This window comes from Xylanimonas oleitrophica (assembly GCF_003244315.1).
Lineage (GTDB): Bacteria > Actinomycetota > Actinomycetes > Actinomycetales > Cellulomonadaceae > Xylanimonas_A > Xylanimonas_A oleitrophica.
Genome location: NZ_QKWH01000001.1, coordinates 321,382 through 345,696 on the forward strand (window position 1 = coordinate 321,382; position 24,315 = coordinate 345,696).

Here is a 24,315-nt window from a genome sequence, read left to right on the forward strand (position 1 = left end):
GTAGGCTCCAGGCATGAGCAGCTCTGACGACGGCGTGGCCCAGAAGGGCGCCGGCTACCGCAAGGGGCCGGTGCTGCTGCGCGGCACGCAGATCCCCGCACAGACCACCGACCAGCGCCTCCTCGCCGCGGGGGAGGGCGCCGACTGGCTCCACTCCGACCCGTGGCGCGTCATGCGCATCCAGTCGGAGTTCGTCGAGGGGTTCGGTGCCCTGGCCGAGCTCGGCCCGGCGGTCTCGGTGTTCGGCTCCGCCCGCACCCCGCGCGACCACGCCGACTACGCCGCCGCCGTCGAGGTGGGGCGCATGCTCGTCGAGGCGGGCTACGCCGTGATCACGGGCGGTGGCCCCGGCATCATGGAGGCCGCCAACAAGGGGGCCGCCGAGGCCGGCGGCAAGTCCGTCGGGCTGGGCATCGAGCTGCCCTTCGAGCAGGGCATGAACGAGTACGTCAACCTGGGCGTCAACTTCCGGTACTTCTTCGCCCGCAAGACGATGTTCGTCAAGTACGCGCAGGGCTTCGTGGTGATGCCGGGCGGGTTCGGCACCTTCGACGAGCTGTTCGAGGCGCTCACGCTCGTGCAGACCCACAAGGTGACCGGCTTCCCCCTGGCCCTCGTGGGCACCGACTACTGGGGCGGCCTGCTCGAGTGGATCCGCACCGCCGTGCTCGACCGCGGCATGATCGGCGAGGCCGACCCGGACCTCCTGCACCTCACCGACGACCCCCGCGAGGCCGTGGACTACGTGATCGAGCGCGGAGCGCGGCTGGCTGCCGAGGAGCGTGAGGCGGTCGAGGCGCTGCGCCAGGACCAGGCGGCCGCGGCGACGTCGTCGGAGTGAGCGCCGTCCCCGCGGCGGGCACCCCGCTCGTGCTGCGCGGCCGTGAGCTGGGGCTCGGCGCCGACGGCTCCCGCCGCGGCGTGGTCATGGCCATCGTCAACCGCACCACCGACTCGTTCTACGCCCCGGCGCGGCTCGCCGACGACGCCGCCGCCCTCGACGCCGCCCACCGAGCGTGGGAGGAGGGCGCCGAGATCCTCGACGTCGGCGGCGTGCGCGCCGGGGTCGGGCCGGAGGTCGACGAGGCCGAGGAGGTCCGCCGCGTGGTGCCGTTCGTGGCCCGCGTGCGCGAGGCGCTGCCCGACCTGGTGATCTCCGTGGACACGTGGCGCTCCGGCGTCGCGCGCGAGGCGGTGGCCGCGGGCGCGGACCTGCTCAACGACACCTGGGCCGGCCACGACCCCCACCTCGTCGAGGTCGCGGGGGAGGCGGGCGTCGGCGTCGTCTGCTCCCACACCGGCGGCGCCGCCCCGCGCACCGACCCCTACCGGGTCGACTACCCGCTGCCCGCCGACGCCCCGGCCGGCACCGACCCGCGCGACGGCGTGCTGCTCGACGTGCTGGGCACCCTGCGACGCGCGGCCGCCCGGGCCGTGGCCTGCGGGGTGCCCCCCGCCAGCGTGCTGGTGGACCCCACCCACGACTTCGGCAAGAACACCTGGCACTCCCTCCACCTGCTGCGCCGCACGTCCGAGCTCGCAACCCTCGGCCACCCGCTGCTCATGGCGCTCAGCCGCAAGGACTTCGTGGGGGAGACCCTCGGCCTGCCGCCGGCCGAGCGGCTCGAGGGCACGCTGGCCGCCACGGCGCTCGCGGCCTGGATGGGCGCGCGCGTCTTCCGGGCGCACGACGTCGCGGCCACCCGGCGCGTGCTGGACATGGTGGCGGTGGTGCGTGACGAGGCGTCGCCGGCCGCGGTGCTGCGCGGCCTGGCGTGAGCGGCGGGGCCCGTGCCCGGCGCGCCTGCCGCGCGGATCCGCGGCATCCCGGGCACAGGGGTTCCGGGCCGTGTCCCCCTGTGAACTAGAATGGTCCAGGCCGTAAGGACCGGACAACGGAATGGAGAGCCACAGATGGCTGCGATGAAGCCGCGGACGGGTGACGGGCCGCTGGAGGTCACCAAGGAGGGACGTGGCATCGTCATGCGGGTCCCGCTGGAGGGCGGTGGCCGTCTGGTGGTCGAGCTGAACGCCACGGAGGCGACCGAGCTCGGTGAGGCTCTCCAGGCCGTCGTGGCCTGAGCGCCCCGTCCGGACCGCGCGAGCGCGGGGCAGGTGACCTGCCCCGCGCTCGCTGTGTCTCCAGGACCCCGTCGTGAGCGGCGCCCCCGCCGGCGCCCGTGGCCGGTGGTCAGCGCCGGACGGCGAGGAGGAGGCCGTCCCCCGACGGCACGAGGGCGGGCACCAGTCGCTCGTCCGCCCGCAGCGAGCGGCCCACCTCGCGCACCAGTGTCGTGACCTCGTCCCGCCGGGCCGGGTCGGCCACGCGGCCGCCGTGCAGGGCGCCGTCGACGGCGACGACGCCTCCCGGGCGCAGCAGGCGCAACGCCTCGGCCACGTGGTCGGCGTAGGCGTGCGGCTCGCCGCCCACCAGCACGAGGTCGTACGCGGCGTCGGTCAGGCGGGGCAGCACGTCCAGCGGGCGGCCCGGGATCGCACGGGTGCGGGCCGGCGCCACGCCCTCCTCGGCGAACGCGGTCCGCGCGGCACGCAGGTGCTCGAGCTCGGCGTCGATCGTGGTCAGCACGCCGTCGGACGGCATGCCGCGCAGCAGCCACAGGGACGCGACCCCTGTCCCGGTGCCGACCTCGACCACGGCCCGGGCCTGCAGCGCCGCGGCGACGACGCTCAGCAGCGCACCGGCGCCGGGCAGCACGGCGGGGCACCCCAGCTCGGCCGCGCGCTCGCGTGCACGCAGCAGCACGTCGTCCTCGGGCACGAACCCCTCGCTGTACACCCATCCGGCGGTGCGCGACCGGACGGCCGTGGGGTCGAGGTCGGCGCTGATGGGAACCTCCGGGCTGGCTGACGTGCGGGTGGACGAGGTGCTGCGGGTCACGGGGACGCGGACGTCTCGTGAAGGTGCACCCCGGCGTGGTGGCGGACCCGCCTGGATGCTAGCGCCACGTGGCACGATGGAGCGTGATGAGCACCGTGGACCAGGTCACTCCCGCCGCGCAGCACGCCGCCGACGCCGGCCGTGACGTCGCGCCCGCGGCCGAGCCGTGGACCCCGCCGACGTGGGACGAGATCGTGCGCGAGCACTCCGCCCGCGTCTACCGCCTGGCCTACCGCCTCACGGGCAACCGGCACGACGCCGAGGACCTCACCCAGGAGACGTTCCTGCGCGTCTTCCGCTCGTTGTCCGGGTACACGCCCGGCACGTTCGAGGGCTGGCTGCACCGCATCACCACCAACCTGTTCCTGGACTCCGTGCGACGCAGCCGGCGCGTGCGGATGGAGTCCATGGGCGACGACGCCACCCGCGTGGCCGACGACGACGCCTTCGGGCGCCCGGAGCGCGGGTTCGAGCACGCCAACCTCGACCACGACGTCCAGGCGGCGCTCGACGCGCTGCGGCCCGAGTACCGGGCCGCCGTCGTCCTGTGCGACATCGAGGGCCTGTCCTACGAGGAGATCGCGGTCACGCTCGGGGTCAAGCTGGGCACGGTGCGCTCGCGCATCCACCGGGCCCGCGCCCAGCTGCGCCAGGAGCTCGAGCACCGCCGGAGCGGTGCATGACGGCCGGCCACCTCGGGTCGTGGCTGAGCGCGCTCGCCGACGGCCAGCTGCCTCCCGACCAGGCGGAGCGCGCGCTGTCCCACGTCGCGGTGTGCGGGCTGTGCGCGGCCGAGCTGGAGGCGGCGCGCGAGGCGCGCAGGGCGCTCGCGGCGGCGCAGGAGGTCCACGCGGCGCCCGACCTCACCGCTCGCCTGCTGGCCCTGTCGGCCACGGTGCCGCCGACCCAGGGCGACCCGCTGCGCGAGCGCCCGCAGCCGGGACCCTGGTCGGCCCGTGCGCCGTGGGAGGGCACGCTGACCGGTGACCTCGCTGCCTCGGCCCGACGGCGGCGGGTGCGCCGGGCCGTCGGCGTCGGCGTCGGGGGGCTCGGTGCCGCGGCTGCGGCGCTCTTCGCCGTCGGGAACGTGCCCGTCGTGGTGCCCGACCCCTCGCCCCAGCACGTGCTGACGCTGCTGGCTCGCACGGGGCCGGACGCCGCCGCGGCGGGGCAGGACGTCCTCGGCAGCGTCGTGCCGCCCGGGGCTGCGGCGGTGGCCGCCGGCCTGGGCCCGGGCACCGACGCGCGCGACGCCGCAGCGCTCGACTGGGTGGGGCGGCAGGGCTGGGTCAGCCCGGACGCGCTGCCGGCCGGGCTCGACGTGACCGCGCTGCGCCTGGTGGGTGCCCGGGGGGAGATCCTCGAGCTGGACCTGTCGGGCGAGGCCGGGCACGTCGTCGTGCGCGAGCAGGTGGGGCGTCTCGCCCCGGGCACGGGCACGACGCAGCGGCTCGGGGGTCGCGAGGTCGCCGTGCTCTCGAGCGAGCCGTGGCACGTGGCGTGGCAGTGCGACGACGTCGTCGTCGACGTCGCTGCCGACGTGCCGCAGGAGGTGCTGGAGCAGGTGCTCACGGCGTTCCCGGGTGACGGCTACGATGCGGGCGTCCTGCCGCGGATCGCCCGCGGGTGGTCCGTAGTCACGGGAACAGCGACAGGAGCCCAGCCCCAGCCATGACGCACGAGCCGACGGGCGAGGCGCCCACCCCGCAGACCGACCTCTTCGCCCCGCCCGAGCCCCTCGTGCGGCCCGTGCGGCCCGCGGCGGCCGTCCCCGTACCAGCTGCCCCGCCCGCACCAGCGGCGTCCCCGGTGCCTGGCGCCCTCGCGGTGCCTGGCGCCTCTCCGGCACCGGTCCCGTCGCCAGCCGGTCCTGTGGCCTCCGGATCTGCGGTGCCCGGTGCTGCCCCGACGACGGCGACGACCTCGGCCGGAGCGGGCGCCGGGCCGGACGACGGCCCCGCGGGCGCCGGCGTCGCACCGGCAGACCACGCACCCGGGGCGACGGTGCGGCCGCGGCGCGCGGACCGTCCGCGCGTGCCGGGGCGCACGGTGGTGGGCCTGGCGACCCTCTCGCTGGTGCTCGGCCTGGTCGGCGGGTTCGCGGGCGACCGGGTGAGCGAGACGCTGCGGCACGGCCGCACGTCGGACAACGCGCTGCCCGTCTCCACCGCGGGACCCGCCTCCCGCCCGGCCGGGTCGGTCGCGGCGCTGGCCGCAGCAGTGCTGCCCAGCGTGGTGTCGATCGAGGTGGCCGGCGCCACCGGGGTCTCGACAGGTTCTGGGTTCGTGGTCCGCGAGGACGGCTACCTGCTGACCAACAACCACGTGGTGGCCCCGGCCGCCCAGGGGGCTGCCGTCACCGTGACGTTCTCCGACGGCCACGAGGTGGAGGCGCGGCTCGTGGGCCGCACCGCCGACTACGACCTCGCCGTGCTCAAGGTCGAGGAGACCGGCCTGACGCCGCTCGTGCTCGGGGACTCGGACCAGGTCGCCGTCGGTGACGCCGTGATCGCGGTGGGCGCGCCTCTCGGGCTGGAGTCGACCGTCACCACCGGGATCGTCAGTGCCACGCACCGCCCGGTGCAGGCGGGGGAGGCGGCGCAGGCCGCCTTCATCGACGCGGTGCAGACGGACGCGGCGATCAACCCCGGCAACTCCGGCGGGCCGCTCGTGGACGCCCGCGGCGAGGTCGTGGGCATCAACTCCGCGATCGCGCAGCCGCCCGGTGCGCAGCAGGCCACCGGCAGCATCGGGCTGGGCTTCGCGATCCCCTCCAACCAGGCGCGGCACACGACCGAGCAGCTCATCGCGACGGGCACGGCCACCTACCCGGTCATCGGTGTGCTGCTCGACGGCAGCTACCGCGGCGAAGGGGTGCAGGTCTCGACGACCGAGCAGCAGGGGCGCGCGGCGGTGACGCCCGGCGGTCCCGCCGACGCGGCGGGCATCCGCCCGGGGGACGTCATCCTCGCCATCGACGGCCGCCCCGTCTCGCGCAGCGACGAGCTCATCGTCGCGATCCGGGCCAAGGCCCCGGGCGACGCGGTGACGCTGCGCGTGCGGACCGGCGACACCGAGCGGGACCTGCGCGTCGTCCTCGACGAGCAGGCGAGCGAGTGACGGGCTCGCTGCCGGTGCCGGCACGCCACCGGCCGTTCACCCTCCCCGGTTAGGCTGGCAGACGTGTTCGACATCAACGGCGGCGAGCTGCTGATCATCGCGGTGCTCGCGGTGGTGCTCATCGGCCCGGAGCGCCTGCCCGAGTACGCGTCACAGCTGGCGTCCCTCGTGCGGCGAGGGCGGGCGTTCGTCCAGGACGCCCGCACGCGGGTCGGTGACGAGCTGGGCGGGGAGCTGGACGACGTCGACTGGTCCAAGCTGGACCCGCGCCAGTACGACCCGCGCCGGATCGTGCGCGAGGCGCTGCTCGAGGACGGCCCGCTGCTGCCCGGCCCCGGCGAGCGTGGGGCCGCCCGCTCGGCCGCTGCCGGCACGGCCGGCGCCGCGGCCGCGGGCGCTGCGGCGGGGGCGGTGCGCACCAGGGCGCCGGAGGAGCCCGCCCCGTTCGACGACGAGGCCACCTGACCGGTCGCGACCGCCCGGGCGCGCGTCCGTCGGGCGCGATCAGCACCACGACGTGGCGCACGTTTCGGTGCGCCCCTCCACACCTGCCAGAATGGAGCCCATGTCCGACGCCGCACCTACCGCCGTCCCGACGGCCGGAGGCCGCCCCCGCATCCTGTCCGGCATGCAGCCCACGAGCGACTCGCTGCACCTCGGCAACTACCTGGGCGCGCTCACCCAGTGGGTGGCTCTCCAGGAGCACAACGAGGCGCTGTACTGCGTGGTGGACCTGCACGCCCTGACGGTGAACCCGGACCCGGCGGCGCTGCGCGAGCGCACCCGCCGGACGGCGGCCCAGTACCTCGCGGGCGGTGTCGACCCCGAGCGGTCCGTGCTGTTCGTGCAGTCGCACGTGCCCGAGCACACCGAGCTCGCGTGGCTCCTGAGCTGCCAGACGGGGTTCGGCGAGGCCAGCCGCATGACCCAGTTCAAGGACAAGTCGGCCAAGCAGGGGACCGACGGCACCACCGTGGGCCTGTTCACCTACCCGGTGCTCATGGCTGCCGACATCCTGCTCTACGACTCGGCGCTGGTGCCCGTCGGGGAGGACCAGCGCCAGCACCTGGAGCTGACGCGGGACCTGGCCGAGCGGCTCAACGCCCGCTTCGGCGAGGGCACGGTGGTGGTGCCGGAGGCGCACATCGTCAAGGCGACCGCCAAGATCCAGGACCTCTCCGAGCCCACCGCGAAGATGAGCAAGTCGAACAACGGCGGCAAGGGCGTCGTCTGGCTGCTCGAGGACCCGAAGAAGGCCGCCAAGGCCATCAAGGCCGCCGTGACGGACGCCGACGAGACCTACGGCGTGCGCTACGACCCGCAGGCCAAGCCGGGCATCTCCAACCTCCTGACGATCTTCTCGGCCGTGACCGGCCGTGACGTCGACACGATCGCCGCGGAGTACGACGGCCGGGGGTACGGCTACCTGAAGAAGGACCTCGCTGACGCGGTCGTGGAGTTCCTGGTCCCGTTCCAGGAGCGTGCCGCCACGTACCTGGCCGACCCCGCGCAGCTCGACAAGGTGCTGGCCGACGGCGCGCAGCGCGCCCGTGCGATGGCCCGGCCGGTGCTCTCGCGCGTGTACGAGCGGTTCGGGCTGCTGCCCGCGAGCCAGGGCTGAGGGGTCCGGGCGTGAACCTTCCCGAGCGCGGGCCTGCCCAGGCCCGCATCGGCATCGCCATCGAGGTGCCGGAACCGTGGAGCGCCCAGCTGCAGGCCGCGCGCGCACGGTTCGGCGACCCGCTGGCGGGGGACATCCCGCCGCACATCACCGTGGTGGGACCCACCGTGGTGGACGAGGCCGTGCTGCCGGCCGTGTGGGAGCACCTGGAGAAGGTGACCGCCGACATGCCGGCGTTCCGGGTCCACCTGCGCGGCTCGGGCACCTTCCGGCCGATCTCGCCCGTCGTGTTCGTCAACGTGGTCGCGGGGATCGCGGAGTGCGAGCTCCTCGAGCAGTCCGCCCGCTCGGGCGTGCTGGCCCAGGAGCTGCGCTTCAACTACCACCCGCACGTCACCGTCGCGCACGAGGTCCCGGACGAGGCCCTGGACCGGGCGTTCGAGGAGATGGCCGACTTCGACGCGGAGTTCGACGTCACCGCGCTGTGGCAGTACGAGCACGGGGACGACGGCGTGTGGCGCAAGCAGAGGCGCTTCGCCCTGCGAGACGCCTGAACTCTTCCTAGGGTCGGCGCGTGAGCACCGCCGCGACCAGCACCGTCACCCCGCGCGAACCTGACACGCCCCCGGGGCTCGTCGCCCGGCTGAAGGAGCGCGCGCAGCGGGCCCTGGAGTGGTGGAAGGACTCGCGCCCGGGGCGGACGCTCGCCTGGTACGGCGCGCGCAACGGCGCCCAGCTCTGCGGTGGCATCGCCTACTCCGCCCTCTTCTCCCTCTTCGCGGCGCTGACGATCGGCTGGTCGATCTTCTCGTCGCTGCTGGGGGCCCGGAGCGACCTGCGAGACGCCGTGTTCGCCCAGGTCGACGTCTGGGTGCCTGGCCTGATCGGCTCCGACCCCGAGACGGCGGTGCTGCAGCCGGACGAGATCACGCTGCCCTCGGCCTTCAACACCGCCACGCTGGTCGCCCTGGTGGTCGGCCTGGTCTCCGCGCTGGGGGTCATGGCAGCGCTGCGCAGGTCGGTGCGAGCGATGTTCGGGGTGCTCGCGCAGGAGGACAACGCCCTGCTGGCCCGGGTGTGGCAGCTGGTGGGCTTCCTGGTGCTGGGGACGGGCATCGTCGCGTCGGCGGCGGCCTCGGTGTCCTCCCGCGCCGTCGGCAACGTCGTGGAGGACTGGCTGGGCGGCTCGTGGCCGGTGGCGGTGGCCATCGGTGCGGGTGCGGCCGCGGTCGGCGTGGTCATCGACGCGCTCGTGGTCGCAGGGATCGTGGTGCTGGTCGGGGGAGTGCGGCCCGGTCGTCGCGACCTCGTGCTCGGGTGCCTGACGGCGGGCGTCGTGGCCGGCGTGCTGCGCTGGGTGGGTACGTCGGTGGTGGTGGGCTCGGGCGACCGGAACGCGCTCCTGGCGGCTGGTGCCGCGGTGGTGACGATCCTTGTGCTGGTGAACTTCGTGGCCCGGGTGCTGCTGATGGTGTGCGCGTGGATGTACGACCCGCCACGCCTGGACGAGCTGGAGCGTGCCGAGCACGAGCTCACGGCTCGGCGTCACGCCGAGGAGGTGGACCGCATCGTGCAGCAGGGCCAGGGCCAGGGCCGCCCCTGGAGCCCGTTCGTGCGCGGATACCGCCGAGCGCTGCTCTCCTGACCCCAGCCTCCCGAGCACGGCCCGGCGCAGGAGGGGGCGCCGCCACGGTGAGACGACGAAGGGCGGGGCCGGGTGCCGGTCCGCGGCACTCCCTCCCGAGGTGGAGGGCGCGCAGCGCCCGTGGACGCTGCTGCGGATCGGCACCCGGCCCCGCCCGGCGAACCTCAGCGCGCGGCTGGGGTCCCGACGAGGCTCAGAACGCGCGAGTGATCATCGCGCGCTTGACCTCCTGGATGGCCTTGGTGACCTGGATGCCACGGGGGCACGCCTCCGTGCAGTTGAAGGTGGTGCGGCAGCGCCACACGCCTTCCTTGTCGTTGAGGATCTCGAGGCGCTGCTGGGCACCCTCGTCGCGGCTGTCGAAGATGAAGCGGTGCGCGTTGACGATGGCGGCCGGGCCGAAGTACTGGCCGTCGGTCCAGAAGACGGGGCAGGACGACGTGCACGCGGCGCAGAGGATGCACTTGGTGGTGTCGTCGAACCGGTCACGGTCGGCCTGGGACTGGATGCGCTCCCGGCTGGGCTCGTTCCCCGACGTGATGAGGAACGGCATGATCTCGCGGTAGGAGGCGAAGAACGGCTCCATGTCGACCACGAGGTCCTTGACCACGGGCAGGCCCTTGATGGGCTCGACGGTGATCGGCTTGTCGGGGTTGACGTCCTTGAGGAGCGTCTTGCACGCGAGCCGGTTGCGGCCGTTGATGCGCATGGCGTCGGACCCGCAGATGCCGTGGGCGCAGGAGCGGCGGAACGTGAGGCTGCCGTCCTGCTCCCACTTGATCTTGTGCAGGGCGTCGAGGACGCGGTCGGTGCCGTGCGCCTGGACGGTGAACTCGTCCCAGATCACGTTCTCGCCGTGCTCGGACTCGGGGTTGTAGCGCCGGATCTTGAGGGTGACCTCGAACGAGGCGACGGCGCCGGGGGCGTCGTCGGTCTGCGTCCCGGCGTCGGCGCGGGTGTTCTCAGCGACGGCAGTCATCAGTACTTCCGCTCCATCGGCTCGTAGCGGGTCTGGGTGACGGGCTTGGACCCGAGGACGACCTTGTAGCCGTCGAACTCCTCGACGTGGTCGAAGTAGCCCTCGATGTGCCCGTCGGCGACGTCGGAGGCCGACGTCGGGCGGCGGTACGCCATGGTGTGCTGCATGTAGTTGGCGTCGTCGCGCTGGGGGTAGTCCTCGCGGTAGTGGCCGCCGCGGGACTCCTTGCGGTTGATGGCCGCCAGCACGGTGACCTCGGCGATGTCGAGCAGGAAGCCCAGCTCGATCGCCTCGAGCAGGTCGGTGTTGAACAGCTTGCCCTTGTCCTGGACCGAGACGTTCTTGTACCGCTTCTGCAGCTCGCGGATGTCGGAGAGCGCGGTGTTGAGCGACTCGCCGGTGCGGAACACCTGGGCGTTGGCGTCCATGGTCTCCTGGAGCGCCTTGCGGATGTCGGCGACGCGCTCGCCGTCGGGGCGACCGCGCATCTCCTCGAGCTGCTGGACGACGCGCTCGGCCGGGTTCTCCGGGAGCGGCTTGTGCTGAGCGACGGTCTTGGCGTACGCGGCGGCGGAGCGGCCGGAACGCTTGCCGAAGACGTTGATGTCGAGGAGCGAGTTGGTACCGAGGCGGTTGGAGCCGTGCACCGAGACGCAGGCGACCTCGCCGGCGGCGTAGAGGCCCTTGACGACGTTGTGGCTGTCGCGCAGCACCTCGCCGTCGACGTTGGTGGGCACGCCGCCCATCGCGTAGTGCGCGGTGGGGTAGACGGGCACGGGCTCGGTGTAGGGCTCCACGCCCAGGTAGGTGCGCGCGAACTCGGTGATGTCCGGGAGCTTGGCGTCGATGTGCGCCGGCTCCAGGTGGGTCAGGTCGAGCAGCACGTAGTCCTTGTTGGGGCCGGCGCCGCGGCCCTCGCGCACCTCGTTGGCCATCGACCGGGCGACGATGTCGCGGGGGGCGAGGTCCTTGATGGTGGGGGCGTAGCGCTCCATGAAGCGCTCGCCCTCGCCGTTGCGCAGGATGCCGCCCTCGCCTCGGGCGGCCTCCGACAGGAGGATGCCGAGGCCGGCGAGGCCCGTCGGGTGGAACTGGAAGAACTCCATGTCCTCCAGCGGCAGCCCGCGGCGGTAGGCGAGCGCCATGCCGTCACCGGTCAGGGTGTGGGCGTTGGACGTCGTCTTGAAGATCTTGCCGGCGCCGCCGGTGGCGAACACGATCGCCTTGGCCTGGAAGACGTGGATCTCGCCGGTGGCGAGGTCGTAGGCGACGACTCCGGTGGCGTTGACCTCGGCGCCGTCCTCGAGCTCCTCGGTGGTGAGGTCGTGGTCGGTCAGCAGGTCGAGCACGTAGAACTCGTTGTAGAACTCCACGTCCTGCTTGACGCAGTTCTGGTAGAGCGTCTGCAGGATCATGTGGCCGGTGCGGTCCGCGGCGTAGCAGGCGCGGCGCACCGCGGCCTCGCCGTGGTTGCGGGTGTGGCCGCCGAACCGGCGCTGGTCGATCTTGCCCTCGGGCGTGCGGTTGAACGGCAGGCCCATGCGCTCGAGGTCGAGGACGGCGTCGATGGCCTCCTTGGCCATGATCTCCGCGGCGTCCTGGTCGACGAGGTAGTCGCCGCCCTTGACCGTGTCGAACGTGTGCCACTCCCAGTTGTCCTCCTCGACGTTCGCGAGGGCGGCGCACATGCCGCCCTGGGCGGCGCCGGTGTGGGAGCGGGTCGGGTAGAGCTTGGAGATGACGGCGGTGCGGGCGTCCTTGGACGCCTCGAGCGCTGCGCGCATGCCGGCGCCGCCCGCGCCGACGATGACGACGTCGTACTGGTGTGTCTGCATCGTGGTTATCAGTCCTTTGTCACTCGAAGCAGATCGACGCGAGCAGCGCCGGGTCGGCGTTCGCCGGGCACGGCTCGAACGTGAAGATCACCAGGGTGCCGAGCGCGACCGTGATCACGAAGGCGAGGTAGAGCAGCGTCTTGAGGATGCCGCGCGTCAGGTCCCGGGAGGCGTAGTCGTTGATGATCGTGCGCACGCCGTTGGTGCCGTGGAACATGGCGAGCCACAGCATCAGCAGGTCCCAGACCTGCCAGAAGGGGCTGGTCCACTTGCCGCCGACGAACGCGAAGTCGATGCGGTGCACGCCCTCGCCGACCATGAGGTTGACGAAGAGGTGGCCGAAGATCAGCACGATCAGCAGCACGCCGGAGGCGCGCATGAAGACCCAGCTGTAGAGCTCGTAGTTGCCGCGCGTGGTCTTGCGGCGCGCGTACGGGTCGCGGGGCGAGGGGATCACCTGCGCGGAAGGCGTCGTGGTCATCAGTGGCCACCTCCGAAGACGTTCATGAGATGGCGCGGCAGGAAGCCGGCCATGGTCACGACGAACAGGCCCAGCACCACGTACAGCATGACGCGGTGGTAGCGCGGGCCCTTGGACCAGTAGTCCACGAGGATCACGCGCACGCCGTTGAACGCGTGGAAGACGATGGCGGCCACGAGGCCGGCCTCGCCGAGGCCCATGATCGGCGTCTTGTAGGCGCTGATGACCACGTTGTAGGCCTCGGGGCTCACACGCACCAGGGAGGTGTCCAGGACGTGCACGAGCAGGAAGAAGAAGATGAGGACGCCGGTCACGCGGTGCGCGACCCACGACCACATGCCTTCGCGGCCGCGGTAGAGCGTGCCGCCGGGTGCTTCAGGCACGGTGGGAGCCTCCGGTCAGTGTCGATCTGTGTCGTGGCTGTGCAGCTGCGGCCAGGTCTGGGTGGCGCTGCGACGACGCCCCCACGCTGACCGTCTTGGGTGCCACTGTAATGACATCGGGTCGTGTCGAGGACCGGCCGACGGGGGTCAGGGCGGTCGTGGCGTCCGGTTTGTGAGCCATCCCACAGCCTTGCTGTCGCGCCCGGCGGAACGCGTCACCTCGCGGCGGCGTTGACGGCTTCCCGGCCCACCGGTCCGGCCAGCGGCTGCGGGGGTCGGCGCCGGGCGCCGTCACTATGCTGCCGAGCATGACGGAGCGCGCTGCCATCGACGACTTCTACGCGGTCGTGCCCGCCGGCGGCTCCGGGACACGCCTGTGGCCCCTCTCGCGGGCCGGCGCCCCCAAGTTCCTGCACGACCTGACCGGGTCGGGCCGCAGCCTCCTGCAGGCGACGGTGGACCGCCTCGTCCCGCTCGCGGGGCCGGACGGCGTCGTGCTGGTCACGGGGGAGGGGCACGTCGCGGCGGCGCGCGAGCAGCTGCCCGGGCTCGGGGACGACGCCGTGCTGGCCGAGCCGCTCCCGCGCGACTCGATGGCGGCGATCGGTCTGGCGGCGGCCGTGCTGGCCGAGCGCCACGGCGACGTCGTGGTGGGCTCGTTCGCCGCCGACCAGGTGGTCTCGGGCCGCGCCGCGTTCGAGCAGGCGGTGCGCGAGGCCGTGGTCGCCGCCCGCGCCGGCTACGTCGTCACCGTCGGCATCGCCGCGTCGCGCCCGTCCGTCGCGTTCGGCTACGTGCGCAGCGGCGACCCGCTGGGGATCGACGGCGCACCCACCGCGCTGCACGCCCGCGGCTTCACCGAGAAGCCCGACGCCGCGACGGCCCGCGAGTACCTCGCCTCGGGGGAGTACCGGTGGAACGCCGGCATCTTCGTCTCCCGCACCTCGGTGCTGCTCGACCACCTCGCCGCCCAGCGGCCGGCGCTGCACGACGGCCTGCGCGAGATCGCGCGCGCCTGGGACACCCCTGAGCGGGCAGCGGTCGTGGAGCGGGTCTGGCCGGGCCTGGAGAAGATCGCCATCGACCACGCGGTGGCGGAGCCGGTCGCTGCGACCGGCGGGGTCGCCGTCGTGCCCGGCACCTTCGGGTGGGACGACGTCGGGGACTTCAACTCGCTCGCCGCGCTCCTGCCGAGCGTCGACGGGTCGGGCGACAAGCTGGTGGGCGTGGGCAGCGAGGTGGTGCGGGTCGAGACGGGCGGCAACGTGGTCGTCCAGGGGGCGGACCGCGTCGTCGCGCTCCTTGGCGTCGACGACCTCGTCGTCGTCGACACCCCCGACGCCCTGCTGGTGACCACCCGCTCCCGGGCGCAGCAGGTGCGCTCGGTGGTGGACGCGCTCCGCGAGCGCGGGATGGACGATCTGCTGTGAGCCTGGACCGGATGACCGTCACGGACCTGCACGCACGGATCGAGAAGCTCGCCGCCGGCCTCCACGAGGAGCTGGTCGCGTTCCGGCGAGACCTGCACGCGCACCCCGAGGTGGGGCGAGCGGAGGTCCGCACGACGGCGGCGGTGCTCGAGCGCCTGCGGGCAGCAGGTCTGAGCCCGCGCCCGCTGCAGGGCACCGGGCTGGTGTGCGACGTCGGCCCGCAGGACGCCGTGGACGCCGAGGGCGAGCCCGTGGGCCGCCTGGCGCTGCGGGCCGACATGGACGCGCTGCCCCTGCAGGACCGCTGCGGGTGCGGCTGGCAGTCCACCGTCCCGGGCCTCGCGCACGCGTGCGGCCACGACGTGCACACCACGGTGCTGCTCGGTACGGGGCTGGTCCTGGCCGCGCTCGACGCCCAGGGCCTGCTGTCCCGGCCCGTGCGGCTGGTGTTCCAGCCGGCCGAGGAGGTGATGCCGGGCGGCGCGCACGACGTCCTGGCGCAGGGCGCGCTCGACGGCGTGGACCGGATCGTGGCCCTGCACTGCGAGCCCAAGCTCGACGTCGGGCACGTGGGCACCCGCATGGGCCCCATCACGTCGGCCTCGGACGCCGTGTCGGTGACCGTCTCCTCGGCCGGCGGGCACACGTCGCGCCCGCACCTGACGGGCGACGTCGTCTACGCGCTCGGCCAGGTCGTGACCCAGGTGCCCGCCGTGCTCGGCCGCCGCCTGGACCCCCGCTCCGGCGTCAACCTCACGTGGGGCTCGGTGCACGCGGGCAACGTGCACAACGCGATCCCCGCGACCGGCACGGTGACCGGCACGCTGCGCTGCCTCGACGTGCGCGCGTGGGAGCGCGCCGGCCGGGTGCTGCACGACGCGGTCGAGCAGGTCGTGGCGCCCTACGAGGTGGACGTCACGGTGCACCTGACGCGCGGGGTCCCGCCGGTCGACAACGACGGTGCCGTCACGGCCGAGATCGAGGCGGCGGCCCGCGCCGTGCTCGGCCCCCAGGGCGTGGTGCTGACCGAGCAGTCGCTGGGCGGCGAGGACTTCGCCTGGTACCTCACCAAGGTGCCCGGTGCCATGTTCCGGCTCGGCACGGCCACACCCGGGCAGCGCCGGTACGACCTGCACCAGGGCGACCTGGTGGTGGACGAGCGCGCGATCGGCGTCGGGGTGCGGCTGATGGCCGGCCTGGGCGCGGGGGTGCTCGCCCCGGAGTGAGGCGGCCCGCGTGGCACAGGATGACCGGGAGCGTTGCGATCAGGTCACGAAGTCCCGCGGTGACCCCCGCGAAACGTTCCCGTCACGGGGCACTCGCTAGGCTGCCCCGATGACCGAGGCCGCGACGTCCGCAGCCTCGCGCAGACCCCGTCTGACAGGAGCTCGAAAGTGAAGAGGACTACGCGGTTCGCCGCGCTCGCCGGCGTCGCGGCGCTGGCTTTCGCAGCGTGTGGCCAGGCCCCGGAGCAGAGCGGTGGGGAGGCGACCGGCGACGCCGCGTCGTCGGACTTCCTGCCCTGCATCGTCTCGGACCAGGGTGGGTTCGACGACAAGAGCTTCAACCAGCTCTCCTACGAGGGCGTGCAGGCCGCCGCCGACTCCCTCGGCACCGAGCTCAAGCAGGTGCAGTCGCAGTCGGAGACCGACTTCAAGGGCAACGTCCAGTCGCTCGTCGACCAGGGCTGCAACGTCATCGTCACCGTCGGCTACGCCCTGTCGGCGACCACCGTCGAGTCGGCCAACGCCAACCCGGACGTCGAGTACATCATCATCGACGACGCGGCGGACAACGACTTCGACGGCGAGACCGACGCCCCGAACATCAAGCCGCTGCTGTACGACACGGCGCAGGCCGCCTACCTCGCCGGCTACCTGGCCGCGGGCTACTCGCAGTCGGGCAAGGTCGGCACCTTCGGCGGCGCCGAGTACCCGACCGTGACGATCTTCATGGACGGCTTCAAGCAGGGCGTCGACCACTACAACGAGGTCAAGGGCACCAGCGTCGAGGTCGTCGGCATGGACCAGTTCACCGGTGGCTTCGAGGCCAACGAGACGGCCAAGACGACGGCGAAGAACATCATCGACCAGGGTGTCGACGTGATCCTCCCCGTGGGTGGCCCGATCTACCAGTCGGCCATCGCCGCGATCCAGGACTCGGGCCGCGACGTCGCGCTCATCGGCGCCGACGCCGACCTGTACGTGACCGACCCGTCCAGCCAGGCGCTGGTGCTGACCTCCATCCTCAAGAAGATGGACGTCTCCACCGAGGAGGCCGTGCAGGCCGCGGGCGAGGGCACCTTCGACCCGGAGCCGTACGTCGGCACCCTCGAGAACGAGGGCGTGGACATCGCCCCGCTGCACGACTTCGAGTCCAAGGTGGACCCGGCGCTCGTGGAGGAGGTCGAGGCGCTCAAGCAGCAGATCGTCTCGGGTGAGCTGAAGGTCACGTCCTACCTCGCCGAGTGACGTCGGTGCGCTGACGCCCGGCGTCGAGCGCTCTGCCATCATGCGTGCATGAGAATGGTCCCGGGCGGCCCACGCCGCCCGGGACCGTTCGCGTGTCCCGGCCGGGCCGCCCGGCCACCAGCACCACCCGCGACCCAGCACCACCCACCCAGCACGCCCCGACCAGTACCGAGGGAACCCAGATGAGGCTCGAGCTCCGCGGCATCACGAAGCGCTTCGGCGCGCTCGTGGCCAACGACCACATCGACCTGGTGGTCGAGCCGGGAGAGATCCACTGCCTGCTCGGCGAGAACGGCGCCGGCAAGTCGACGCTCATGAACGTCCTGTACGGCCTCTACACGGCCGACGAGGGCGAGATCGTGCTCGACGGCCAGGTGCAGCGCTTCGCAGGCCCCGGCGACGCCATGGCCGCCGGCATCGGCATGGTGCACCAGCACTTCATGCTCGTGCCCGTGTTCACCGTCGCGGAGAACGTGATGCTCGGCCACGAGCACACCCGCGGCGGCGGCCGGCTCGACCTGGAGGCCGCGCGCACGCAGGTGCGCGAGATCGCGGCCCGCTTCGGCTTCCACGTGGACCCCGACGCCGTCGTCGAGGACCTCCCGGTGGGTGTCCAGCAGCGGGTGGAGATCATCAAGTCGCTCGCGCGCGACGCCGACGTGCTGGTGTTCGACGAGCCGACGGCGGTGCTCACCCCCCAGGAGACCGACGAGCTCATGGGCATCATGCGCCAGCTGCGCGACGAGGGCGCCGCCATCGTGTTCATCACGCACAAGCTCCGCGAGGTCCGCGAGGTCGCCGACCGCATCACCGTCGTCCGCCACGGCCGCGTGGTGGGCGAGGCGTCCCCGACGGCGACCGACGCGGAGCTCGCGTCCCTCATGGTGGGCCGCGCCGTCGAGCTCACCGTCCACAAGGACGCCCCCGTGCTGCGGGACAACGCGCTCGAGGTCTCGGGCCTCGTGGTCACCAGCCCGGACGGCCAGGTCATGGTCGACGACGTGTCGTTCGAGGTGCGCGGGGGCGAGGTCCTCGCCATCGCCGGCGTCCAGGGCAACGGCCAGACGGAGCTCACCGAGGCGCTGCTGGGCCTGCAGGAGGACGTCGCGGGCAGCATCCGCCTCGACGGCAATGAGCTCGTGGGGCGCAGCGTGCGCCAGGTGCTCGACGCAGGCGTCGGCTTCGTCCCCGAGGACCGCAACCATGACGGCCTCGTCGGCGAGTTCAGCATCGCCGAGAACCTCATGCTCGACCGGTCGGACGGGCCTCCGTTCGTGCGCCGCGGAGCGCTCCAGCTCGGCGAGCGCGACCGGTTCGCGCACGAGAAGGTCGCCGAGTTCGACGTGCGCACGCAGGGCATCGACACCAAGGTGGGCCGGCTCTCGGGCGGCAACCAGCAGAAGGTCGTGCTGGCCCGCGAGCTGTCACGAGACCTGCGGCTGCTGGTCGCGGCCCAGCCCACGCGTGGCGTGGACGTCGGGTCCATCGAGTTCATCCACAAGCGCATCGTCGCCACGCGCGACGCCGGCGTGCCCGTCATCGTCGTGTCCACGGAGCTGGACGAGGCGGTCGCGCTGGCCGACCGGATCATGGTCATGTACCGCGGCTCCGTGGTCGGCATCGTGCCGTCCACCACGCCGCGCGACGTGCTCGGCCTGATGATGGCCGGCATCGCCCCCGAAGGAGAGGCGGCATGAGCGAGCCGAACCCCCGTCGAGAGGACTCGCTCAGCGAGGCGCTCGACAAGGCAGACACCCAGGCCGAGCCCGGCCTCGCCGAGGAGCTCGAGCAGGAGCTCGCGCGCCAGGAGCCCCAGGCGCTCGCCCCGCAGGGCGACGACCGCTGGCGCGACGCCGTGCGGGAGATCTTCGCGGGCAGCCCCGCGGTGGCCGTGGGCGCCCTCCTGCTGGCGATCGTGGTCGGATCGATCATGATCGCCTTCACGGACTCGGGCGTGCAGGAGGCGGCGCAGTACTTCTTCGCGCGGCCCACCGACACGTTCGCGGCGCTCGGCGACGCCATCGGAGGCGCCTACTCGGCGCTCTTCCAGGGAGCCGTGTACAACTTCCGTGCCGACTCGTTCGCCCGTGGCATCCGCCCGCTGACCGAGACGCTCAACTACGCGACGCCGCTGATCGCGGCCGGCCTGGGTGTCGCCGTCGCGTTCCGCGCCGGTCTGTTCAACATCGGTGGCCAGGGGCAGATGCTGGTCTCCGCCACCGCCGCCGGCTGGGTGGGCTTCGGGGTCACCGGGCTGCCGTTCCCGCTGCACCTGCTGCTCGCGCTCGTCGCGGGCCTGGCCGCGGGCGCCCTGTGGGCCGGCATCGCGGGCTTCCTCAAGGCCCGCACCGGCGCTCACGAGGTGATCGTCACGATCATGCTCAACTACATCGCGTTCTACCTGCTGTCGTACCTGCTGGCCACGCCCGGCCTGCTGCAGGCCCCAGGGTCCGCCAACCCGAAGACGCCGCCCATGCAGGAGTCGGCGATCCTGCCCCCTCTCGTGGGTGAGCGCTACAACCTGCACTGGGGCTTCGTGCTCGCCCTGCTCGCGGTCGCCGCCTGCTGGTGGCTGATGAACCGCTCCAGCACGGGCTTCGCGTTCCGGACCGTCGGGGAGAACCCGCGTGCCGCCCGCGTGGCGGGCATCGACGTGCCCCGCACGACGGTGACCTCCATGCTGGTCGCCGGTGCGCTGGTGGGCCTCGCAGGTGTCACGCAGGTGCTCGGCACGGTCACGACCGGCTTCTCGAGCGACATCGACGCCGGCATCGGCTTCGACGCCATCACGGTGGCGCTCCTGGGCGGGTCCTCGCCGGTGGGCGTGCTGTGGGCGGGCCTGCTGTTCGGCGCGTTCAAGGCCGGCGGCTCTGCCATGCAGGCCGCCGAGGGCATCCCCATCGAGATCGTCCTCGTGGTCCAGTCGCTCATCGTCCTGTTCATCGCCGCGCCGCCGCTGGTGCGCGCGATCTTCCGGCTGCCGCAGCCCGGCTCGAAGCCCGGCGCGAGGAAGAAGGTGTCCGCATGACCGCCCAGGCCGTCGACCCGGCTCCCGGCGCGCCCGCTCCGGACGCGCCGGTCGAGCACCGCACCGTCGAGACGGTCTCGTCCAAGGCGCCCGTCATCCTGGCGGTGCTGACGGGACTGCTGGCGCTGCTGCTCGTCGCGGCCCACCACCCCGGTGACGTGCGGTTCGCGCTGGGCTCTTCCCACGACTTCTTCGAGATCCCGGTGATCGTGGTCCCGGGCCCTGTGGTCGCCTGGGGCGGCGTCGTGGTCATGGCGGCTCTGACGGCGGTCGCGTTCGTGCTGACCTCGGCCCTGCGACGGCACGTGCCGGCGTGGGTGACCGTGCCGTTCGCCGTCGTGGGCCTGGTGGCGTTCCTCGCCTGGGCCGGCGCGGGCAGCCCCCGTGACCTGTCGATCACAGGCCTGATCTCGGGCGCGATCGCGCTGTCGATCCCGATCGTCTACGGCGCCCTGGGCGGTGTCATCGGTGAGCGCGCCGGCGTGGTGAACATCGCCATCGAGGCGCAGCTCCTCCTGGCCGCGTTCACCTCGGCGCTGGTCGGGTCCATCACCCGCAGCCCGTGGGCCGGCCTCGTCGCCGCCATGCTGGCGGGCGTGCTGGTCGCGCTCGTGCTCGGCGTCTTCGCCATCACCTACCGCGTCAACCAGGTGATCGTGGGTGTGGTCCTCAACGTGCTGGTCATCGGCATCACGAGCTTCCTCTACTCCCAGCTGCTCGTCCCCAACGCGCAGGCGCTCAACACGACCCCGCGCTTCCCGCGGGTCGGCATCCCGCTGCTGGAGCGGATCCCGGTCATCGGGCCGGCCGTCTTCAACCAGACCGTCGTGGTCTACCTGATGTTCGTGGTCACGGCGGCGGTGTGGTTCGGCCTGTACCGCACGCGGTGGGGCCTGCGCGTGCGTGCCGTCGGCGAGCACCCCAAGGCCGCCGACACCGTGGGCATCAAGGTCAACGCCACCCGTTACCGGGCGCTGCTCATGGCGGGTGCCGTGGCCGGCATCGGCGGGGCGTTCTACACGGTCGTGTCGATCGGCCAGTTCGGGCGCGAGATGACGGCGGGTGCCGGCTTCATCGCCCTGGCCGCGGTCATCTTCGGCAAGTGGGACCCGCTGCGCGCGGCGTTCGCCGGCCTGCTGTTCGGTTTCGCCTCGAACCTCCAGTCGATCCTCAGCGTCGTGGGCGCCCCCGTGCCCAGCCAGTTCATGCTGATGCTCCCGTACGTGATCACGCTGCTCGCGGTGGCGGGGCTGGTGGGCCGCTCGCGCGGCCCGGCGGCCAGCGGCGTCGCCTACGAGAAGGAGTGACCGTGGCCCACGGAGCGGGCGTCGTCGACGCCGGCACGGGCGTGGACTGGGACGCGCTGCGCGCCCGGGCCCGGGAGATCATGGCGCGTGCGTACGCGCCCTACTCGCACTACCCGGTCGGGGCGGCCGCCGTCGTCGACGACGGCCGTGTGGTCGTGGGCTGCAACGTGGAGAACGCCGGGTACGGCGTGACCCTGTGCGCCGAGTGCGGCCTCGTCTCCGACCTCGTCGCGGGCGGCGGCGGCCGCCTCGTGGCCTTCGTCTGCGTGGGTGGCGACGGCCGTACCGTCATGCCCTGCGGCCGGTGCCGGCAGCTGCTGTGGGAGCACGGCGGCCCCGGGCTGCTGGTCGAGACCCCGCGTGGCATCGTTCCGATGACGGAGGTGCTGCCGCAGGCGTTCGACGCGCAGGACCTCGACGTCGTGCACCATCACCAGGAGGACAACCAGTGAGCAGCCCCGCGAGCACCGGACGGTTCGTCGGTATCCGGCCGACCCCCACGGAGCTCTTCGACGCCGTCGACGTCATCCGCACCAAGCGTGACCGTCAGCACCTGTCGAACGCCCAGATCGACTGGGTGATCGACGCCTACACGCGCGGCGTGGTGGCCGAGGAGCAGATGGCGTCGCTGGCGATGGCGATCTACCTCAACGGGATGAGCCGCGGCGAGGTCGTCCAGTGGACGCAGGCGATGATCGCGTCGGGCGAGCGGATGGACTACTCCTCGCTCGGGGTGCCGACGGCGGACAAGCACTCGACCGGTGGCGTGGGCGACAAGATCACGCTGATGCTGGCCCCGCTGGTGGCGTCGTTCGGGGTGGCGGTGCCGCAGCTCTCGGGTCGCGGGCTGGGGCACACGGGCGGCACGCTCGACAAGATGGAGGCCATCCCCGGGTGGCGGGCGTCGCTGAGCAACGACGAGGTGCTGGCGCAGCTCGACTCCGTGGGCGCCGTCGTGTGCGCGGCCGGGCCGGGCCTGACCCCGGCCGACAAGAAGCTGTACGCGCTGCGCGACGTCACGGGCACGGTCGAGTCGATCCCGCTGATCGCGAGCTCGATCATGAGCAAGAAGATCGCGGAGGGCACCGGGGCGCTGGTGCTCGACGTGAAGGTCGGCTCCGGGGCCTTCATGAAGGACCTGGCGGACGCCAGGGAGCTGGCGCGGACGATGGTGGACCTCGGCACGGACGCCGGGGTGACGACGGTGGCGCTGCTGACGGACATGTCGACCCCCCTGGGCCGCACCGTGGGCAACGGGCTCGAGGTGCGCGAGGCGGTCGAGGTGCTGGCGGGCGGCGGTCCTGAGGACGTCGTGGAGCTGACGGTCGCGCTGGCCGTGGAGATGCTGGGCGCCGCCGGGCGGCCGGTCGACGCCGACGAGGTGCGCTCGGCGCTGGCCGACGGGCGTGCCATGGACACGTGGCGCCGCATGATCCAGGCGCAGGGCGGCGACCCGGACGGCGAGCTGCCCACGGCGCAGGCGACCGAGGACGTGCTCGCGGACGCCGACGGCGTGCTGACCGCCCTGGACGCCTACGCCGTCGGCGTGGCCTCCTGGCGGCTGGGTGCCGGGCGCGCGCGCCGGGAGGACCCGGTGCAGGCGGCCGCGGGCATCGAGATCCACGCGAAGCCGGGTGACGTCGTCCGGGCGGGTGAGCCGATCCTCACGCTGCACACCGACACCCCGGAGCGGTTCGGGCGTGCGCGCCAGGCGCTCGAGGGCGCCTGGAAGGTGGCTCCTCCGGGGGCCACCGTGGTGTCGCGCCCCGTGGTCATCGACCGGATCCACTGAGAGCCCGAGGGTTCGGGCCGAGCTGGGCGGCGCGCGTGCGCGGGGATCTGCACCTGAGTGCGCTGCTCGCCCGGCTCGGTCTGTTCTCGGGGCCGCTGCCTCGGCCTCCGGCGGCTGCGGCGGCTGCGGCGGCGGTCCCCGACGACGTGGCGCGGGGGCTCGAGGGCGCATCGCCCGCCGCACGACGCAGCGTGCTGGACCCGCTCGGCCTCCGGGCGGCGGGGGAGCGGGCGCGCTCTGCGGGCCGGTCACCCGCGGTGCTGCCTCACCTCGACGGTGCGCGCCCCGTCCCGGCACGCCAGGTGGACGAGACCACGTGCGGCTCGGCGGTGCTCACGATGCTCGCGCTGGCCGCCGACCCGCGGCTGGCGCTCGAGGTGGCCCGAGATCCTGGCCCCCGCTTCGCGGCGCTGCAGCACCGTGTGCTGCGCCGCACGAGCGTGGCGGGGCCGGTGCCGTGGCCGCGACGGTACGGCACCCCGCCTTGGGCGGCGGCGCGCGTGGCCCGGTTCGGCCCGCGTGACCGGTCCGTCCGGTACACGCACCGCGTGGTGGGGCGCGGGGCCAGCGGGCGAGCCGTGCTGTGCGCAGCGGTGGCGGCCGCGGCCGCGGGCGTGCCGGTGCCGCTGTACAGCGGCGGCTCGCTGCGCCAGGGGTGGCAGGCCGCCGTGCCGCGCCACGTCGTGCTGCTCGTGGGGGTCGACGCCGGCACGGGTGCGCTGCGGCTGTACGAACCGTCGTCGGGCACGGTGCACGGCGTCCCGGCCGGGGTCTTCCTCGCCCCGGCGTCGGCCGCGCCGGGGGCGCGGGCCGCGCTCACCGTGGCGCTCGGCGGCTGGCCGCACGTGGTCTGGGCCTTGCTGCCGCGCTGAGCCTCGGGTCGCCGCACGCCGATGTGCGGGCGCGACGGGGCGGTCCCACGATGGGGGCGTCCGATTCCCCCTCGTGCGAAGGAGGCCCACATGAGCACCCAGCCCGGCCACGACAGCTGGCGCGACACCGGGCTCGAGCAGCCTGACCTGCGCGACCCCGAGCTGCGTGAGGTGGATCCCGACGACGTCGCGGCGCGCGAGACGGTGAACCTGCTGGAGGAGGCGCTGGCCCCCCAGGAGCCGCCCTCGAACGAGGCGCTGGCCGAGGAGTACCGGCCGCGCACGCCGCGGCCTGACCTGGCCGGCGAGGCGGACGAGGCCGACGTCGCGGAGCAGGCCGAGGAGGTTCCCGGCCTGGGCGACGACGAGCCCGTCTACGAGGACGTCGTCGACGAGTACGTGGTGGACGAGGACGAGCAGGAGGTGTGACGCCCGCCGCGCCCGCCGAGTCG

At 73.3% G+C, this 24,315-nt stretch carries 25 protein-coding genes; 20 read left to right on the forward strand and 5 right to left on the reverse strand.

Features of this window, described 5'->3' with window-relative positions; all coding sequences use genetic code 11:
- The first annotated feature begins 13 nt into the window (after positions 1-13).
- From DNL40_RS01485 to DNL40_RS01495, 3 genes are all read left to right on the forward strand, one after another.
- Positions 14-841: an LOG family protein gene (locus tag DNL40_RS01485; RefSeq protein WP_111249453.1), complete on the forward strand. Its 828-nt coding sequence runs from the start codon at positions 14-16 to the stop codon at positions 839-841.
- The gene (gene folP, locus DNL40_RS01490) at positions 838-1,779 is read left to right on the forward strand and encodes a dihydropteroate synthase (RefSeq protein WP_218925974.1); all 942 of its coding nucleotides are present in this window, start codon (positions 838-840) and stop codon (positions 1,777-1,779) included. Before DNL40_RS01485 ends, folP begins: the two co-directional genes overlap by 4 nt.
- A gap of 135 nt (positions 1,780-1,914) precedes the next feature.
- Positions 1,915-2,082: a DUF3117 domain-containing protein gene (locus DNL40_RS01495; protein WP_111249454.1), complete on the forward strand. Its 168-nt coding sequence runs from the start codon at positions 1,915-1,917 to the stop codon at positions 2,080-2,082.
- 109 nt (positions 2,083-2,191) lie between these two features.
- Here DNL40_RS01495 and DNL40_RS01500 read toward each other — a convergent pair whose 3' ends face one another.
- A complete protein-coding gene (locus DNL40_RS01500; protein WP_179950917.1) occupies positions 2,192-2,848 on the reverse strand; it encodes an O-methyltransferase in 657 nt (218 codons plus the stop codon).
- Between the two features lie 137 nt (positions 2,849-2,985).
- Here DNL40_RS01500 and sigE point away from each other — a divergent pair, with 137 nt between their 5' ends.
- The 7 genes from sigE to DNL40_RS01535 all read left to right on the forward strand — a co-directional run bounded on the left by sigE (position 2,986) and on the right by DNL40_RS01535 (position 9,285).
- Entirely contained in the window at positions 2,986-3,582 is a 597-nt protein-coding gene (gene sigE, locus DNL40_RS01505; protein ID WP_111249455.1) for an RNA polymerase sigma factor SigE, read from the forward strand.
- Positions 3,579-4,574 carry a zf-HC2 domain-containing protein gene (locus DNL40_RS01510; RefSeq protein WP_111249456.1) on the forward strand — a complete coding sequence of 332 codons (996 nt, stop codon included), beginning with the start codon at positions 3,579-3,581 and terminating at the stop codon, positions 4,572-4,574. Before sigE ends, DNL40_RS01510 begins: the two co-directional genes overlap by 4 nt.
- A gap of 359 nt (positions 4,575-4,933) precedes the next feature.
- The gene (locus DNL40_RS01515; RefSeq protein WP_342766628.1) at positions 4,934-6,019 is read left to right on the forward strand and encodes a S1C family serine protease; all 1,086 of its coding nucleotides are present in this window, start codon (positions 4,934-4,936) and stop codon (positions 6,017-6,019) included.
- Positions 6,020-6,082: 63 nt separating this feature from the next.
- Entirely contained in the window at positions 6,083-6,484 is a 402-nt protein-coding gene (locus DNL40_RS01520; protein ID WP_111249458.1) for a twin-arginine translocase TatA/TatE family subunit, read from the forward strand.
- A 100-nt stretch (positions 6,485-6,584) separates the two neighbouring features.
- On the forward strand, positions 6,585-7,640 hold the full coding sequence (trpS, locus tag DNL40_RS01525; RefSeq protein ID WP_111249459.1) for a tryptophan--tRNA ligase: 1,056 nt from the start codon (positions 6,585-6,587) through the stop codon (positions 7,638-7,640).
- Between the two features lie 11 nt (positions 7,641-7,651).
- Positions 7,652-8,194 (forward strand): 2'-5' RNA ligase family protein, encoded by a 543-nt coding sequence (locus tag DNL40_RS01530; protein ID WP_111249460.1) that lies wholly within the window; start codon positions 7,652-7,654, stop codon positions 8,192-8,194.
- A 20-nt stretch (positions 8,195-8,214) separates the two neighbouring features.
- Positions 8,215-9,285, forward strand: coding sequence for a YihY/virulence factor BrkB family protein (locus tag DNL40_RS01535; RefSeq protein ID WP_245885566.1), 1,071 nt, complete (start codon positions 8,215-8,217; stop codon positions 9,283-9,285).
- Positions 9,286-9,478: 193 nt separating this feature from the next.
- Here DNL40_RS01535 and DNL40_RS01540 read toward each other — a convergent pair whose 3' ends face one another.
- The 4 genes from DNL40_RS01540 to sdhC are packed head-to-tail and all read right to left on the reverse strand — an operon-like array spanning position 9,479 to position 12,963.
- Positions 9,479-10,264, reverse strand: a complete 786-nt coding sequence (locus tag DNL40_RS01540) for a succinate dehydrogenase iron-sulfur subunit (RefSeq protein WP_111249461.1) — start codon at positions 10,262-10,264, stop codon at positions 9,479-9,481.
- Positions 10,264-12,099, reverse strand: a complete 1,836-nt coding sequence (gene sdhA / locus DNL40_RS01545; protein ID WP_111249462.1) for a succinate dehydrogenase flavoprotein subunit — start codon at positions 12,097-12,099, stop codon at positions 10,264-10,266. The genes DNL40_RS01540 and sdhA overlap by 1 nt, the downstream gene beginning before the upstream one ends.
- Before the next feature lie 19 nt (positions 12,100-12,118).
- A complete protein-coding gene (locus tag DNL40_RS01550) occupies positions 12,119-12,580 on the reverse strand; it encodes a succinate dehydrogenase hydrophobic membrane anchor subunit (protein ID WP_111249463.1) in 462 nt (153 codons plus the stop codon).
- The gene (gene sdhC / locus DNL40_RS01555; protein ID WP_111249464.1) at positions 12,580-12,963 is read right to left on the reverse strand and encodes a succinate dehydrogenase, cytochrome b556 subunit; all 384 of its coding nucleotides are present in this window, start codon (positions 12,961-12,963) and stop codon (positions 12,580-12,582) included. Before sdhC ends, DNL40_RS01550 begins: the two co-directional genes overlap by 1 nt.
- Before the next feature lie 308 nt (positions 12,964-13,271).
- Here sdhC and DNL40_RS01560 point away from each other — a divergent pair, with 308 nt between their 5' ends.
- The 10 genes from DNL40_RS01560 to DNL40_RS01605 all read left to right on the forward strand — a co-directional run bounded on the left by DNL40_RS01560 (position 13,272) and on the right by DNL40_RS01605 (position 24,292).
- Positions 13,272-14,393 (forward strand): mannose-1-phosphate guanylyltransferase, encoded by a 1,122-nt coding sequence (locus DNL40_RS01560; RefSeq protein ID WP_111249881.1) that lies wholly within the window; start codon positions 13,272-13,274, stop codon positions 14,391-14,393.
- Between the two features lie 11 nt (positions 14,394-14,404).
- On the forward strand, positions 14,405-15,619 hold the full coding sequence (locus tag DNL40_RS01565; protein ID WP_111249882.1) for an amidohydrolase: 1,215 nt from the start codon (positions 14,405-14,407) through the stop codon (positions 15,617-15,619).
- A 168-nt stretch (positions 15,620-15,787) separates the two neighbouring features.
- The gene (locus DNL40_RS01570; RefSeq protein ID WP_111249465.1) at positions 15,788-16,864 is read left to right on the forward strand and encodes a BMP family lipoprotein; all 1,077 of its coding nucleotides are present in this window, start codon (positions 15,788-15,790) and stop codon (positions 16,862-16,864) included.
- A gap of 182 nt (positions 16,865-17,046) precedes the next feature.
- Entirely contained in the window at positions 17,047-18,561 is a 1,515-nt protein-coding gene (locus tag DNL40_RS01575) for an ABC transporter ATP-binding protein (protein WP_111249466.1), read from the forward strand.
- Entirely contained in the window at positions 18,558-19,892 is a 1,335-nt protein-coding gene (locus DNL40_RS01580; protein WP_111249467.1) for an ABC transporter permease, read from the forward strand. The genes DNL40_RS01575 and DNL40_RS01580 overlap by 4 nt, the downstream gene beginning before the upstream one ends.
- On the forward strand, positions 19,889-21,199 hold the full coding sequence (locus DNL40_RS01585; RefSeq protein ID WP_111249468.1) for an ABC transporter permease: 1,311 nt from the start codon (positions 19,889-19,891) through the stop codon (positions 21,197-21,199). The genes DNL40_RS01580 and DNL40_RS01585 overlap by 4 nt, the downstream gene beginning before the upstream one ends.
- A 2-nt stretch (positions 21,200-21,201) precedes the next feature.
- Positions 21,202-21,651, forward strand: coding sequence for a cytidine deaminase (locus tag DNL40_RS01590; protein ID WP_281268408.1), 450 nt, complete (start codon positions 21,202-21,204; stop codon positions 21,649-21,651).
- The gene (locus DNL40_RS01595; RefSeq protein WP_245885568.1) at positions 21,648-22,991 is read left to right on the forward strand and encodes a thymidine phosphorylase; all 1,344 of its coding nucleotides are present in this window, start codon (positions 21,648-21,650) and stop codon (positions 22,989-22,991) included. The genes DNL40_RS01590 and DNL40_RS01595 overlap by 4 nt, the downstream gene beginning before the upstream one ends.
- Before the next feature lie 35 nt (positions 22,992-23,026).
- The gene (locus tag DNL40_RS01600; protein ID WP_111249469.1) at positions 23,027-23,863 is read left to right on the forward strand and encodes a hypothetical protein; all 837 of its coding nucleotides are present in this window, start codon (positions 23,027-23,029) and stop codon (positions 23,861-23,863) included.
- 90 nt (positions 23,864-23,953) lie between these two features.
- Positions 23,954-24,292, forward strand: a complete 339-nt coding sequence (locus DNL40_RS01605) for a hypothetical protein (protein ID WP_111249470.1) — start codon at positions 23,954-23,956, stop codon at positions 24,290-24,292.
- The last annotated feature ends 23 nt before the right edge of the window (positions 24,293-24,315 follow it).

Coding starts and splice junctions, on each gene's coding strand:
- DNL40_RS01485 (WP_111249453.1), top strand. CDS start 14: ATGAGCAGCTCTGACGACGGCGTGGCCCAGAAGGGCGCCGGCTACCGC.
- DNL40_RS01495 (WP_111249454.1), top strand. CDS start 1,915: ATGGCTGCGATGAAGCCGCGGACGGGTGACGGGCCGCTGGAGGTCACC.
- sigE (WP_111249455.1), top strand. CDS start 2,986: ATGAGCACCGTGGACCAGGTCACTCCCGCCGCGCAGCACGCCGCCGAC.
- DNL40_RS01510 (WP_111249456.1), top strand. CDS start 3,579: ATGACGGCCGGCCACCTCGGGTCGTGGCTGAGCGCGCTCGCCGACGGC.
- trpS (WP_111249459.1), top strand. CDS start 6,585: ATGTCCGACGCCGCACCTACCGCCGTCCCGACGGCCGGAGGCCGCCCC.
- DNL40_RS01540 (WP_111249461.1), bottom strand. CDS start 10,264: ATGACTGCCGTCGCTGAGAACACCCGCGCCGACGCCGGGACGCAGACC.
- sdhA (WP_111249462.1), bottom strand. CDS start 12,099: ATGCAGACACACCAGTACGACGTCGTCATCGTCGGCGCGGGCGGCGCC.
- DNL40_RS01550 (WP_111249463.1), bottom strand. CDS start 12,580: ATGACCACGACGCCTTCCGCGCAGGTGATCCCCTCGCCCCGCGACCCG.
- DNL40_RS01560 (WP_111249881.1), top strand. CDS start 13,272: ATGACGGAGCGCGCTGCCATCGACGACTTCTACGCGGTCGTGCCCGCC.
- DNL40_RS01565 (WP_111249882.1), top strand. CDS start 14,405: ATGACCGTCACGGACCTGCACGCACGGATCGAGAAGCTCGCCGCCGGC.
- DNL40_RS01575 (WP_111249466.1), top strand. CDS start 17,047: ATGAGGCTCGAGCTCCGCGGCATCACGAAGCGCTTCGGCGCGCTCGTG.
- DNL40_RS01580 (WP_111249467.1), top strand. CDS start 18,558: ATGAGCGAGCCGAACCCCCGTCGAGAGGACTCGCTCAGCGAGGCGCTC.
- DNL40_RS01585 (WP_111249468.1), top strand. CDS start 19,889: ATGACCGCCCAGGCCGTCGACCCGGCTCCCGGCGCGCCCGCTCCGGAC.
- DNL40_RS01605 (WP_111249470.1), top strand. CDS start 23,954: ATGAGCACCCAGCCCGGCCACGACAGCTGGCGCGACACCGGGCTCGAG.